The sequence below is a fragment of the Parabacteroides sp. CT06 genome, assembly GCF_002257605.1.
Lineage (GTDB): Bacteria > Bacteroidota > Bacteroidia > Bacteroidales > Tannerellaceae > Parabacteroides > Parabacteroides distasonis.
The window spans coordinates 2,867,504-2,882,156 of sequence record NZ_CP022754.1 but is presented as its reverse complement, the minus strand read 5'-3'; the positions used below and the strand labels follow the sequence as shown (position 1 = coordinate 2,882,156).

At 42.8% G+C, this 14,653-nt stretch carries 7 protein-coding genes and 1 pseudogene; 7 read left to right on the top strand and 1 reads right to left on the bottom strand.

Annotated elements, in window-relative coordinates; all coding sequences use genetic code 11:
• Positions 1 to 14: 14 nt before the first annotated feature.
• On the bottom strand, positions 15 to 3,188 hold the full coding sequence (locus CI960_RS12510; RefSeq protein WP_005855638.1) for a SusC/RagA family TonB-linked outer membrane protein: 3,174 nt from the start codon (positions 3,186 to 3,188) through the stop codon (positions 15 to 17).
• Positions 3,189 to 3,879: 691 nt separating this feature from the next.
• Between CI960_RS12510 and CI960_RS12500 the strand changes: the two genes are divergently transcribed.
• From CI960_RS12500 to CI960_RS12470, 7 genes and pseudogenes are all read left to right on the top strand, one after another.
• A complete protein-coding gene (locus tag CI960_RS12500; protein WP_005855640.1) occupies positions 3,880 to 7,077 on the top strand; it encodes a SusC/RagA family TonB-linked outer membrane protein in 3,198 nt (1,065 codons plus the stop codon).
• A gap of 22 nt (positions 7,078 to 7,099) precedes the next feature.
• Positions 7,100 to 8,668, top strand: a complete 1,569-nt coding sequence (locus CI960_RS12495) for a SusD/RagB family nutrient-binding outer membrane lipoprotein (protein ID WP_094582370.1) — start codon at positions 7,100 to 7,102, stop codon at positions 8,666 to 8,668.
• Between the two features lie 481 nt (positions 8,669 to 9,149).
• Entirely contained in the window at positions 9,150 to 10,421 is a 1,272-nt protein-coding gene (locus CI960_RS12490; RefSeq protein WP_005855645.1) for a replication-associated recombination protein A, read from the top strand.
• A 132-nt stretch (positions 10,422 to 10,553) separates the two neighbouring features.
• A complete protein-coding gene (serC, locus tag CI960_RS12485) occupies positions 10,554 to 11,621 on the top strand; it encodes a 3-phosphoserine/phosphohydroxythreonine transaminase (RefSeq protein ID WP_005855647.1) in 1,068 nt (355 codons plus the stop codon).
• Between the two features lie 17 nt (positions 11,622 to 11,638).
• Complete coding sequence (locus CI960_RS12480; protein WP_005855649.1) at positions 11,639 to 12,562, top strand: NAD(P)-dependent oxidoreductase; 924 nt, start codon at positions 11,639 to 11,641, stop codon at positions 12,560 to 12,562.
• A 71-nt stretch (positions 12,563 to 12,633) separates the two neighbouring features.
• On the top strand, positions 12,634 to 13,881 hold the full coding sequence (locus CI960_RS12475) for a DUF1015 domain-containing protein (RefSeq protein ID WP_005855651.1): 1,248 nt from the start codon (positions 12,634 to 12,636) through the stop codon (positions 13,879 to 13,881).
• Between the two features lie 122 nt (positions 13,882 to 14,003).
• A pseudogene (locus CI960_RS12470) lies at positions 14,004 to 14,635 on the top strand (HAD family hydrolase).
• Positions 14,636 to 14,653 lie beyond the last annotated feature (18 nt).

Here is a 14,653-nt window from a genome sequence, read left to right as displayed (position 1 = left end):
TTTTGTTTCCTTTATTAGAATTTCACATTTAAACCGAAGCCATAGCTCGAAGCACCCGGCATAGAAAAGCGCTCGAAGCCACCGCCCATATTATTATTACCTTGAGAAGCCTCAGGATCCAAACCTTTCAACTCAGACCAAAGAATGATATTTCTGGCAAAAACATTTAAGTTCACGTTGATTCCATTCTTATCCCATATCGGATAACTAACGGACAACTCACGTAGTTTCAAGAAACCACTGTCATAGATACCAGCTTCGGAAATAAGCGTCATGCGGTCATAATATGATAAAGCGTCTTCGCCTTTGATATCTATGTCATTAGCTACATAGGAACCATCTTCCAACTGCTTTACAGCCGGATGACTAAAACGGAAAGTCTCGGCCGTACGACTTTCAACAGACTCCATACTTGTACCATAATAGTTCAACGTGTTCAATGTACCGCTATACATCTGTCCACCACATTTCCAATCGAACGTAGCGCCGATACGGAATTTGTAGATCTCAAAATTAGTATTGAAACCCAAGAGGAAATCCGGGGAAACCTTACCGATCACACCCTCACTACCGATCTGAGGCAAGCCATCTTCGTCTACGACAATGTCACCGTTGTCATTACGCAAGAAAGTCGTACCATAGATTACAGGGAATTTATCGCCAATATTCGCACGTACCTGCGGATCAACGAAACCTCCCAAGAAAATACTCTCTACACCCGGAGCCAGCTCATCCACGTAGTTATCGATCTTAGAGAAGTTAAATGCCATATCCCATTTAAAATTCTTCGTATTGATCGGATTGATTCCCAACGTAATCTCATGAGCGTTCGTATGGATAGCGCCACCATTGGTTACTAATTCTGCAGAGCCTGTAGAACCAGCCAAAGGAACCTCAAATATCTGATCTTTCACATTCTGCCGAGAGAAGGTATAGTTCAATGAGAACAGACCATTCAAGAAGGTCAAATCCACACCTAACTCATAAGACTTCGTGTTCTGAGGTTTCAGATTCGGATCATACACACGAGCATATGGAGTGAACGCCGTAATTCCACTCATAGGATATTGTATAGGCGTAGAACCATAAAAACCACCACCGTAAACAGGTGTAGTATAATAAGAATCATAATAATCTCCAGCCTGTCCTACTTCGGCGTAAGAAGCACGTAATTTACCATAAGTCAAGACATTATTCTTCAATGGTTCTAATTCTGTGAAAATCCAGCCCAAGGAAACAGATGGATAAGTGAATGAGCGGTTGTTACGAGGCATATTAGATACGATATCGTTACGAACAGTTGCGTTGAAGTAAACCATGTTAGCGTAAGACAATGAAATGCTAGCAAAGTTACCAACTGTGCGTTTCCGGCGTAATGACTCGGATGCTACCATAGTTGTAGCATTATCTATATGATTCCAACCCGGGAAGTTATAGTTCGCTCCATAAGACTCGTAAAATTTCCGCTGATTCTCTACCAATTCATTACCAACAAGGGCATCGAACAACCAATCTTCATTGATATTCCAAGTATATGCAGCGGTCAACAAAGAGTTCAACTCCGTGATTGAATATCCATAGTGATCAATCTCTCCATAACCATTTGCATGTCCATAACCCCAAGAATCCGTATAATTAGTCGTATAAGAGTCCACACCCAATTGATACTTGACATCCAATTTGTGATTATCGGTATTGAACTTCGTAGAATATTTCAAATAAGTATTTCCAAAGAAACGTTGTGAACGTTCCAAGAACTCGTTGTTATCTACCGCCCAATAAGCTCCGTCAAAACCTGATGTGCTACGGAATGTATTTTGTGTATACGGGTCACCCTCAACATGACTTGGGATACCGGCTAAATCGTAGCTAGAAGGAGCTCCGTAAACAGTAGCTAAGATTCCATTATTGGCACTAGACTGCTTGCTGATCTTCGAATTTACATAGGTACCGGTAAATCCAGTAGACCAGTTCTTGTGTAATTGAGCTTCGGCACTCATTTTTGCGTTGTATCGGTCCATGCCTGTATTTGGAATAATACCATCTTGCGTAGTATTACCGATCGAGAAGGAATAGTTACCTTTATCAAAAGCTTGAGCTACATTCACGGAGTTACTCCATGTCGTACCCACGTTGAAGAAATCCTTGATATTGTCGTAAGCTTGTGGTTGAGCCCAAGGGTCTAATCCCGCAGCGGCCCGCTGAGGTACATAATACATACCTTCATGCTTACCATATTGCTTGGTAAACTCATTATCCGTATTTCCTCCATAAGTCGGATCGTTAGGCAATTCGCTGATTAGTGGTCCCCAAGAAGTTGAAGCATACGGGCTATACTTGCCATTTGTACCCTGCGCATACACTTTTTGGTATTCAGGCATCGTTGAAACCTTATCAAAAGATAAGCTGGTATTAAAAGCTACCTGAGGTTTACCTTTACGGGCTCCCTTTCCACTTTTGGTCGTAATGACAATTACTCCATTTGTTGCACGCATACCATACAAGGCAGATGCGGCCTGTCCCTTTAATATATTAATGCTTTCAATATCGTTTGGGTCGATATCCACCGCACGAGATGCAAAGTCCGTGCCGGAAACAGAACTACCGGTGTCCACATCAGCCGTTGAAGCGACAGGCATACCGTCAATCACATACAAAGGAGTATTATCCCCTGTAAAAGATCTGGAACCACGAATCGTGATCTTAGAAGAGGCACCCGGCATACCGGAAGAAGGAGAGATCTCCACTCCAGAAACCTTACCTTGTAATGCGCCAGACAAACTAGTATTAGCTCCTTTCGTCAACTCATCCGCTTTCACATCTTGAACCGCATAACCTAAAGCTTTCTTTTCCTTTGAGATACCCATAGCCGTAACCACGACCTCATCCAAGTTCTGGGTATCGGCTAATAGTTTTACATTTACATTAGAAGTGGCCGCAACTTCTTGAGATTTCATACCGATGTATGAAATAACCAATTGTTTACCATTCGCAGGTACTTCTAGTTCAAAGTTTCCATCAAAATCCGTGACTGTTCCCACGGTTGTCCCTTTTACGATAATAGAGGCACCGATCACCGGCTCTCCATCTTCCCCAATTACCTTACCGGTAACCTTCGAGGTCTGTGCTGAAACCACACCTGCACTCAATGCAAGAAATAGTAGCACAGAAGTCAACTTTTTCTTCATAAACACACTTATTTATTAACTATATACTTAAAAATGTTTTCTCTGCATTTTAATGGTTGATTAACTAAGTTCATACAGAACTACTCCATTTTATGTTTTACGACATACCTATTAAATGAAAAACGGTTGCAAAACTATAAATTATACCTGAAAAAAACAACAAATTATTATTATTGTGATATATTTCCTTTGTTTTCTTAATTGTTAAATCTGTCAATTTGCAATATAACCACTGTCTAAATCGACTCAGGTGACATGATCGTATCACAAATCAATGAGTTATCGCTGCCGATAGTTTCTTTTTGACAAATAAAAAAATTATTTTTATCTTAATTTTATCGTAACAAATAGTGAGCTTACTCTTTATAGGCATGATATTGGACTTGATATCAACTTATTCTGGATATTTTATAGCATATAGCTTATCACTAAAAATATTTACAACTTTATTTTATGTAGATATTTGTGAAAAACGGCTGGCTTTTCTTATCCTCCCAATATGGCTGATAAACAATATCTCTCAAATCCAATATATTTATTACAGAATTTTAATAGATCTAAACTTATATGATAATTTTTTTTCATATGACTACACTAAATAAAATATTGAAAATTGGTAGTTCTGTATGAACTATAGTCCACGAAAGCTTAATTGAATTTCTAGTTTAGTTTAAATAAAAAGAATGTGTCTATGAAGAAAAAGTTGACTTCTGTGCTACTATTTCTTGCGATGAGCGTAGGAGTAGTTTCGGCACAGACCTCGAAGGTTACCGGTAAGGTAGTCGGAGAAGATGGTGAGCCGGTGATCGGTGCGTCCATTATCGTAAAAGGAACGACTGTGGGAACAGTTACGGATTTTGACGGTAATTTTACTTTGGATGTTCCTAGTGATGGTAAGCAATTAGTTATTTCATACATCGGTATGAAATCCAAGGAGGTAGTTGTGTCTCCCAATGTAAATGTAACATTGATGTCTGATACCCAAAACTTGGATGAGGTCGTGGTTACAGCGATGGGTATCTCAAAGGAAAAGAAAGCTTTAGGTTATGCCGTGCAAGATGTAAAATCGGATGAGTTAACACAAGGTGCTAACACTAGTTTGTCTGGGGCTTTGCAAGGTAAAGTATCCGGTATCGATATCGCTTCCTCATCGGGTATGCCAGGCGCATCTTCCAAGATCATGATCCGTGGAGCCCGTTCATTTACAGGGGATAACTCTCCTTTGTATGTGATCGATGGTATGCCGATCGCTTCTACGGCGGATGTTAATACGGATACTATGAATAATGGTAGTGTTAGTGGAGCTGACTATGCGAACCGTGCCGTAGACTTAGATCCGAACGATATCGAGAGTATCAACATCTTGAAAGGACAAGCCGCTTCTGCGTTGTATGGTATGCGTGCTTCTAATGGTGTGATCGTTATTACTACAAAGAGCGGAAAAGGTGCTCGTAAAGGAAAACCTCAGATCTCATTCAACACGAATCTTGCGTTTGATAAGGTTTCTACATTACCTGAGTTACAAACTGAATATGGACAAGGTAATGAAGGTGCTTATAACCCATATTCGGGATTTAGCTGGGGACCGTCTATCTCTGACTTGGCGAATGATCCTGTATATGGCGGTAATGTACAAAATGAATATACGGAAGGTGGATTGCATAATGGACAATACTATGTGCCTCAGCGTGCTGCGGCAGGATTGGATCCATGGGCTACTCCCCAAGCTTATAATAATGCGAAAGATTTCTTCCAGACTGGCGTTACTTGGAGTAACTCTGTAAATGTAGCTCAATCTTTCGATAAAGGAAACTATTCATTTTCTTTGGGTAATACGACTTCTGATGGTATCGTTCGTTCTACGGGAATGGATCGTTATAACGTGAAGCTGTCGGGTGAGGCGCAATTGCATGATAACTGGACGACTGGTTTTAACGGAAACTTCGTGACATCAAAGATCAAGAAGCAAGGAACCGCTAATGACGGTGTTACCGCTACGGTTTATACGGCTCCTATCAGTTATACTATGGCGGGCATACCTTCCCATATCGAAGGTGATCCTTATACTCAGAATACGTTCCGTGAGAACTGGATCGATGATGGAAACTGGGCGTGCGACAATAATAGCTTTACGGAGAGATCTCAACGTTTCTTCGGGAATGCGTTCTTGAAGTATTCTACTAAATTTGGTACGGACAATCATAAATTGGATGTGAAATACCAAATTGGTGATGACGCTTATACGACCAATTACTCTGATATTTACGGCTACGGTACAACTGGTTATGCGAATGGTTATGCTAGCGAATACGGTTTTACGGTAAATGAGATGAACTCATTGTTGACGTTTACGTATAACTGGAATATCAATGAGGACTTCGTATTCGATGCTTTGTTGGGTAATGAGCTTGTAGATAAGCGAATCAGTAATACTCAAGCCGTGGGATATAGCTTCAACTTCCCGGGCTGGAACCATTTGAACAACGCTTCTGTATTCAACAGCTCTCATGAGTATAAGAGAAAACGTACGGTAGGTAACTTCGCTAGCTTATCTTTGGCTTGGAAGAATATGCTTTATTTGAATGTTACGGGACGTAACGATATCGTGTCTTCTATGCCGAGAGATAACCGTTCGTTCTTTTATCCTTCCGTATCCCTTGGATGGGTATTCACGGAAGTGGAAGCCTTGAAGAATGATATCTTGACATTTGGTAAGATCCGTGGCTCTTACGCAGAGGTAGGTATGGCAGGAGAATATGTGCCGTCTTATTATTATACGCCAAGTTATGGTGGTGGTTTCTTCCAGGGAACACCTATTATGTATCCGATTAATGGAAATATGGCGTATATTCCTTATTTCGTGGTTTATGATCCGAACTTGAAGCCTCAGAACACGAAGTCTTATGAGCTTGGTGCTGACTTGACTTTCTTGAATGGTTTAGTTTCATTGAATTATACGTATTCTCGTCAGAACGTGAAAGACCAAATCTTCGAGGTGCCTTTGGCTGGCTCCACAGGTGCTTCCAGTATGATGATGAATGGTGGAAAGATGCACTCAAACGTACATGAGATTACATTAGGTATCTCTCCGGTTGATACGAAGAATTTCAAGCTGGACTTCGCTTTTAACTTCTCAAAGATCGACAATTATGTAGACGAGTTGGCTCCGGGCGTAGAGAGCATTATGTTGGGTGGTTTCGTGACTCCTCAAGTACGTGCAGGTATCGGCGATAAATTCCCGGTAATCTATGGTGTTGGTTACAAACGTGATGGCGAAGGACGAATTGTAGTAAACGAAAAAGGTATACCAGAGGCTGGTGAGACCCAAGTAATCGGTAAGGTTTCTCCTGATTTCCGTTTGGGTTTCAATACGAATATCGAGTTGTATAAATTCCGTTTGGCTGCTGTATTTGACTGGAAGCAAGGTGGACAAATGTATAGTGGTACGGCTGGTGAGACGAACTTCTATGGTACAAGTAAGTTATCTGGAGAGGTTCGTAAGAGTGATAAATATCATTTTGACTATGCTGCTGTTGAACAGAAGGGCGTAGATGCGGATGGTAAACCTATCTATGTTCCCTATACGGGTGGAGTGAAAGGATCAGATGCAGAGGAGTATTTCAAAAGCGTGAGGGGCATTGACGAAGCCTATGTTTATGACAACTCGTTCTTGAAATTGCGTGAACTTTCATTGTCATATCCTGTATATAAGAAAGATAACTTGAATGTAAACGTGAATGTTTTCGCCCGTAATATCATTGTATGGTCTGAGATAAAAGGCTTCGATCCAGAGGCTACTCAAGGAAATAACAATATGGCTGGCGCTTTCGAGCGTTTCTCCTTACCGGGTACATCTAGCTACGGTTTTGGTGTCAACGTAAATTTCTAATTTATAAAGAAGACAGATATATATGAATACAATAATAAAATCATTTAAAGGGTTGGCTGTTATGTCGGCCGTATCCTTGGCATTGGCTGGATGTTCCGAGGATGTAATGGATCGGATTAACCAAGATACGAGCCATACAAATAGCGTGGATGGCAAATTTATCTTGGCCGACTTGATTACTTCTACTGCATTTTCCAACGTTGGCGGAGACTTCAATACCTATTCATCTTCCTACGTGGAATATGAAGTGGGTATCGAAAACCAGTTATATAACGCGGAAATTCGTTTGAATGAGCCTTCTGCCTCTTCTACGTTTGAGAATACGTGGGGAAATGTTTATACAAGCTTGAAGAACGCTCGTGTTATTATCGGTCAATGTCAAGAAGGTAAGCGTGATGAGGGAAATTTAGTGACGAGAGGTATCGCTGAGGTCATGGAAGCTTACAATGGCGCTCTATTGGCGGATATATTTGGAGATACACCTTATAGTGAAGCTTCTTTATTGGATGAGAATGGCTCACCGGTGAATATGAATCCTAAAATAGATAAGCAAGAGGAGATTTATGTCTCTATAATGGCCTCCTTGGACAAGGCGATCGAGGATTTGAATCAGTCTGATCGTTCACCGGTTGGTACGTATGATTATTTGTATAATGGAGATGCCGAGAAATGGATTAAATTCGCTTATGGTTTGAAGGCTCGTTATACGATGCGTCTGATCAATCGTTCCACGGATAAGCAAGCTGACTTGAATAAGGTTTTGGACTATGTATCAAAATCTTTTACTTCTGCGGATGACGAGGCTGCATACGCTGTCTATGATGCGAATAATATCAACCCATTCTTTGGTTACTTCGATTCTCGCGCTGGTTTTGCCAATAGCCAGAGCTTGACGGACAAGTTGATTGAGCGTAAAGATCCTCGATTGGAAAGAGTGATGCTTTCTCCTACTACGGCTGACAAGAAACGCGTACAGGTTACAGGCTCTGCTGATAAGAACTTAGTTCCGGCCCCGAATGGTACTCCTGAGCAGAATATGCAGAAATATGGTGTTTCTGCCTTTGTATATTCAAACACGGCTCCTACGATGTTGATGAGTTATCATGAGTTGAAATTCTTGCAAGCTGAGGCGTTATGTCGCTTAAACCGTACGTCTGACGCCGAGAAAGCGTTGAAAGAGGCGGTAGCTGCCGGAATCGCAAATGCTGAGAGAAGTGTCTCTTCTGCTATCACTTATATGGGTAGCAAAATGGTCGTGAATTCAGAAAAAATGACAGAGGAGACGGCCAATACATATTTCGATAACCAAGTTAAACCGTTGTTTGCTGTAAATCCTTTGAAAGAGACCATGATCCAGAAATATCTGGCTTTGTGGGGGGCATCGGGAGAGGCTACCGAGACTTTTAATGATATCCGTAGAATGAAAGGATTAGGAGAGAATTTCGTGACATTGGCGAATACGAAAAAATTCCCTCTTCGTATGCCTTATGGTAATAGTGACGTGGTATCAAATCCGGAAGTAAAAGCCGCTTATGGCGACGGTCAATACGTATATTCAGAGCCTGTATGGTGGGCTGGCGGAACTCGCTAATCTAACATATATAATATAAGGTATAGGGTGCCTCTCCGATTATGGAGGGGCATCTTTTTTTGTTATATATCTTACATGTTTTGATAGCTTCCCTTATCCCATTTCCTTGGAAGGCTTATTGGTTTTATATGGAAATATAGATCATCTAACAATTGGTGCATGATCATCTAACAGACGTTGCATGATCATGCACCAACTGTTGGACGATCATGCACCAGTTGATAGATATTTAATGCTTCAAGAAAGAAGGTATAATGTGTTAAGAAGATATCGCTAAAAGTATGGGATAGAAAGGATAGGGAATTAAGGGAATGTTAAATTTTCATTGTCATAATGTTAGTATATTATATGGGTAAAAGTGTATTTGTAGTGATTGTTCTTTCATTATGTCACTATTTCCTGTTGTTTAACATTCTTTTTATACGATAAATTTCTTGACTTATCCTTTGAAAAGTAAATAAAATATCCGACTTTTGCTTCCATGATGAGTCAACCATTAGCAGAGAGATTACGTCCGAAGACGTTGGATGATTATATTGGACAGAAGCACCTGGTAGGCCAGGGAGCCGTGTTGAGGAAGATGATTGATGCGGGACGGGTTCCCTCTTTTATATTGTGGGGGCCGCCGGGAGTCGGGAAGACTACCTTAGCGCAGATCATAGCGAATAAGTTGGATGCGCCTTTTTATACGTTAAGCGCGATCAGTTCGGGAGTGAAGGACGTGCGGGAGGTGATAGAGAAGGCCAAGAGCAACCGCTTCTTCAATACGGTATCGCCGATATTGTTTATTGATGAGATACACCGGTTCAGTAAGTCGCAGCAAGACTCATTGCTGAACGCCGTGGAGACGGGCGTGGTGACGCTGATTGGGGCAACCACGGAGAATCCCTCGTTCGAGGTAATCCGTCCTTTGTTATCCCGTTGTCAGGTGTACGTGTTGAAATCGCTGGACAAGAATGACTTGCTTACGCTATTGCATAAGGCGATCGCCGAGGATGTCGTTCTGAAGGATAAAAACATAAGGCTGACGGAAACGGATGCCATGTTACGTTACTCGGGAGGAGATGCCCGGAAGTTGCTGAATATTCTGGAACTGGTGGTGTCTGCCGAGGAGAGTGACAATATTGAGATTCTGGATGAGAAGGTAGTGGAGAGGTTGCAGGAGAACCCTGCGGCGTATGATAAGGGAGGGGAGATGCATTACGATATAATCTCCGCTTTTATCAAGTCGATCCGGGGTAGCGATCCCGATGGCGCCATTTACTGGCTCGCCCGTATGGTGGCCGGGGGAGAAGACCCTGAGTTTATCGCACGGCGGTTGGTGATCTCCGCTTCTGAGGATATCGGATTGGCGAATCCGAATGCGCTTTTGCTGGCGAACGCATGTTTCGATGCCTTGAAGAAGATCGGCTGGCCGGAGGGCCGGATCATTCTGGCCGAGACGACCGTTTATCTGGCTTGCAGCCCGAAAAGTAATTCGGCCTATATGGCGATCAACGACGCTTTGGCACTTGTTAACCGGACTGGGAATTTACCCGTACCGCTTCATCTACGCAACGCGCCTACCAAATTAATGGCTGAATTGGAGTATGGCAAGGAATATAAATATGCGCACGACTACGAAAATCATTTTGTAAAGCAGGAGTATCTTCCGAAGGAAATTTTGGGCGAACGTTTGTGGAAAGGACAGGAAAATCCGGCCGAGCACAAACTAATTGAGCAAATGAGGCGCCTTTGGGGAGATCGTTTTTAATTGACATATTCTGATTGTAAATTAAAAAATGCTCGAAAAGTGTCGGCAAATGAGAAAAAATAGTTACATTAGCCGCCTGTTTTTGAAAAAATAGTTACTTTATTTATAATAACATTCTAAAAAGACATTGGTATGAAGAAGCACAATTTTTATGCAGGTCCTTCTATCTTGAGCGAGTATACAATTAAGAATACAGCCGCTGCGGTAGAAAATTTTGCGGGTATGGGGTTATCACTTCTTGAGATCTCTCATAGAAGTAAGGAGTTTGTAGCCGTAAACGACGAGGCACGTGCGTTGATCAAGGAATTACTGGATGTTCCGGCAGGCTATGAGGTTGTATTCATGGGCGGTGGCGCCAGCATGCAGTTCTGTATGGTTCCTTACAATCTGTTGAATAAGAAAGCCTCTTATTTGGATACCGGCACATGGGCTTCGAACGCTATCAAGGAAGCTAAGTTGTTTGGGGAGGTAGATGTTGTCGCTTCTTCCAAAGACAAGAACTATACTTACATCCCGAAGGGTTATGCGATCGCTGATGACTCGGATTATTTCCATTTTACTTCTAATAATACGATTTACGGAACAGAGATGCGTAAAGATCCAGATGTGAAGCAACGTTTGGTTTGCGATATGTCTTCCGATATTTTCTCTCGTCCGATCGATATTTCCAAATATGATATTATCTATGCGGGTGCTCAAAAGAACTTGGCTCCTGCCGGCGTGACTTTGGCTATCGTTCGTGTGGACGCTTTAGGACATGTAGACCGTCCGATCCCGACCATGTTGAACTACGCTACCCATATTAAAAAGGATTCCATGTTCAATACACCTCCTGTATTGCCTATTTACGCGGCTTTACAGACCTTGAAATGGTATAAGGAACAAGGTGGTATCGCCGCTATGGAGAAGAAGGATCTTGAGAATGCGGCGATCTTATACGATGAGATCGATCGTAATAAGTTGTTCCGTGGTACGGTAGCGGAGGAAGATCGTTCGATCATGAATGTTTGTTTCGTGATGAATGATGAGTATAAGGAGTTGGAGGACGAGTTCAGTAAATATGCTACTGCCGCTGGTATGGTAGGTATCAAGGGACACCGTTCTGTAGGTGGTTTCCGTGCCTCTCTTTATAACGCGATGCCGAAGAGCAGCGTGGAGGCTTTGGTAGCTTGCATGAAAGAGTTCGAGAAACAACATTAATCAAGGAGGATTCAGACATGGCAAAGATATTAGTTGCTACAGAGAAACCTTTCGCCGCTGTCGCTGTGAAAGGTATCCGGGAGGTAGTGGAAGGCGCTGGTATGGAACTGGCTCTTTTGGAGAAATATACAGAGAAGGCGCAATTGCTGGATGCGGTTAAGGATGCCGATGCCGTGATTATCCGTAGCGATAAGGTGGACGCTGAGGTATTGGATGCCGCTAAGAACCTGAAGATCGTGGTTCGTGCCGGTGCGGGGTATGATAACGTGGACTTGGATGCGGCTACTGCCCATAAGGTATGCGTGATGAATACGCCGGGACAAAACTCTAACGCTGTCGCCGAATTGGTATTCGGTATGTTGGTGTACGGGGTTCGTAATTTCTATAACGGAACTTCCGGAACAGAGTTGAAAGGAAAGAAATTGGGTATCTTGGCTTATGGAAACGTGGGCCGTAACGTGGCTCGTATCGCTAAAGGCTTCGGTATGGAGGTTTACGCTTATGACGCGTTCTGTCCGGCTTCCGTGATTGAGGCCGATGGTGTGAAGGCTGTAGCTTCTACGGCGGACTTGTTCAAGGCTTGCCAGATCGTTTCCTTGCATATCCCGGCTACGGCCGAGACGAAGGGTTCTATCAATTTCGAGTTGATGAATTCCATGCCGAAGGGAGCTATCGTAGTGAATACGGCTCGTAAGGAGGTGATGGATGAGGCTGGCCTCGCTAAGATGTTGGAAGAGCGTCCGGATTTCAAGTACTTGACAGATATTATGCCCGCTATCCATGCGGAATTGGCCGAAAAATATGCCGGTCGTTATTTCAGCACCCCGAAAAAGATGGGTGCCCAGACCGCCGAGGCTAATATCAACGCTGGTATCGCCGCCGCCAAGCAGATCGTTGATTTCTTGGTGAATGGCAATGAAAAGTATCGGGTTAATAAATGAGAATATCCGGTTGTAGAGACGGGTACGCCCCGTCTCTACATTGATACATAAACCAATTAGATTTAATTACCATGGCAAAAATAAAACCTTTCAAGGGAGTTCGTCCACCAAAAGAATTTATAGAGGAGGTGGCTTCCCGCCCCTATGACGTATTGAACTCGCAAGAAGCTCGTGCGGAAGCGGAAGGAAACGAGAAATCCCTTTACCATATCATTAAACCGGAAATCGATTTCCCAGAAGGGACGGATGAGCATGATCCGGCTGTTTACCTGAAGGCCGCCGCCAATTTCAATAATTTTCAGGAAAAAGGTTGGTTGGTTCAGGATCAGAAAGAATGCTATTATGTTTATGCCCAAACCATGAATGGCAAGACTCAATATGGGTTGGTAGTCGGGGCTTATGTTCCCGATTATATGAATGGCACGATCAAGAAACATGAGCTGACCCGCCGTGACAAGGAGGAGGATCGCATGAAGCACGTACGTGTCAACAACGCTAATATCGAGCCGGTATTCTTCGCTTATCCCGACAACTCAGAGTTAGACGCTATCGTAATGAAATATACGGCTCGTGAGCCTGAATATAATTTCGTGGCGAAATTAGACGGTTTCGGCCATACGTTCTGGATTATCGATGAGGATAAGGACATCGCCCGCATCACGGAGTTATTCGGGGAGATGCCTGCGTTGTATATTGCCGACGGACATCATCGTTCCGCCGCCGCTGCTTTGGTAGGAGCGGAGAAGGCCAAGCAAAACCCGGATCATAAGGGAGACGAGGAGTATAACTATTTCATGGCTGTTTGCTTCCCGGCCAACCAATTGACCATTATCGATTACAACCGTGTGGTAAAAGACTTGAACGGCTTGACCGAGGAACAATTCGTTGAGAGATTAACGAAAAACTTCGTGGTAGAGGAGAAGGGCTCTGCTATTTACAAACCGGGTGCCTTGCACAATTTCTCCCTGTATTTAGGAGGGAAATGGTATTCTTTGACCGCTAAGCCCGGTACGTACGATGACAATGACCCGATAGGCGTATTGGATGTCACGATCTCTTCGAACTTGATTCTGGATGAGATTTTAGGCATTAAGGATTTACGTTCGGACAAGCGAATCGATTTCGTGGGAGGTATCCGTGGCCTGGGTGAATTGAAACGCCGTGTGGATAGCGGTGAGATGAAGGTTGCCTTGGCTTTGTATCCCGTTACGATGAAGCAATTGATGGATATCGCCGATACGGGTAATATTATGCCGCCGAAGACGACGTGGTTCGAACCGAAGCTTCGCTCCGGTTTGGTGATCCATAAATTGGATTAAGTCTTATATACATAAATATAGCTTTGGATTGGGGTATAATCGTTGAAGATTATACCCTTTTTTATCCTTGTAACCTAGATATACGGAATAAATTGTATCTTTAGGACTTAAATAGTATCGCAATGGGTAAAATAAAAAATATAGTATTCGATCTGGGGGCGTTATCATAGATTTGGACCGGGATGAACCTGTTCGTCGTTTAATAGAGATTGGGGTCAAAGATGCCGATGGATTGATAGATCCTTACGAACAAAAAGGGGTTTTTCAAGATCTGGAGACCGGAAAGATCGGAGTAGAGGAGTTTTGTCGCTATTTACGGAAGCATACGGGTAAAGACCTTTCTTATGAGGATATTTGTTGGGCTTGGTTTGGCTTCATTGGTGGCGTTCCCCAATATAAATTGGACTACATATTAAAACTCCGTGAGAAATATCAAGTCTATTTATTGAGCAATACAAATCCGATCATACAGCTTGAATGGGCACAGACAAAAGAGTTTACGCCGGCGGGCCGTCCATTAAATGATTATTTCGATAAATTGTATCTCTCTTATGAAATCGGTGTCACTAAGCCAGATCGTGAAATTTTTGATCGCATGGTCTTGGATTCAGGAATCAGACCAGAGGAAACATTATTTGTAGATGATGGTAAGAATAATATCGTAGTGGGGCAGGAACTGGGGTTCCATACCTATCAGCCTTTGAATGGAGAGGATTGGAGAGGGAGGCTCGATGAAATACTCTCAAAATCATAGGATCTCTATTCCTCTTAA

Coding starts and splice junctions, on each gene's coding strand:
- CI960_RS12475 (WP_005855651.1), top strand. CDS start 12,634: ATGGCAAAAATAAAACCTTTCAAGGGAGTTCGTCCACCAAAAGAATTT.
- CI960_RS12495 (WP_094582370.1), top strand. CDS start 7,100: ATGAATACAATAATAAAATCATTTAAAGGGTTGGCTGTTATGTCGGCC.
- CI960_RS12510 (WP_005855638.1), bottom strand. CDS start 3,188: ATGAAGAAAAAGTTGACTTCTGTGCTACTATTTCTTGCATTGAGTGCA.
- CI960_RS12480 (WP_005855649.1), top strand. CDS start 11,639: ATGGCAAAGATATTAGTTGCTACAGAGAAACCTTTCGCCGCTGTCGCT.
- CI960_RS12500 (WP_005855640.1), top strand. CDS start 3,880: ATGAAGAAAAAGTTGACTTCTGTGCTACTATTTCTTGCGATGAGCGTA.
- CI960_RS12490 (WP_005855645.1), top strand. CDS start 9,150: ATGATGAGTCAACCATTAGCAGAGAGATTACGTCCGAAGACGTTGGAT.
- serC (WP_005855647.1), top strand. CDS start 10,554: ATGAAGAAGCACAATTTTTATGCAGGTCCTTCTATCTTGAGCGAGTAT.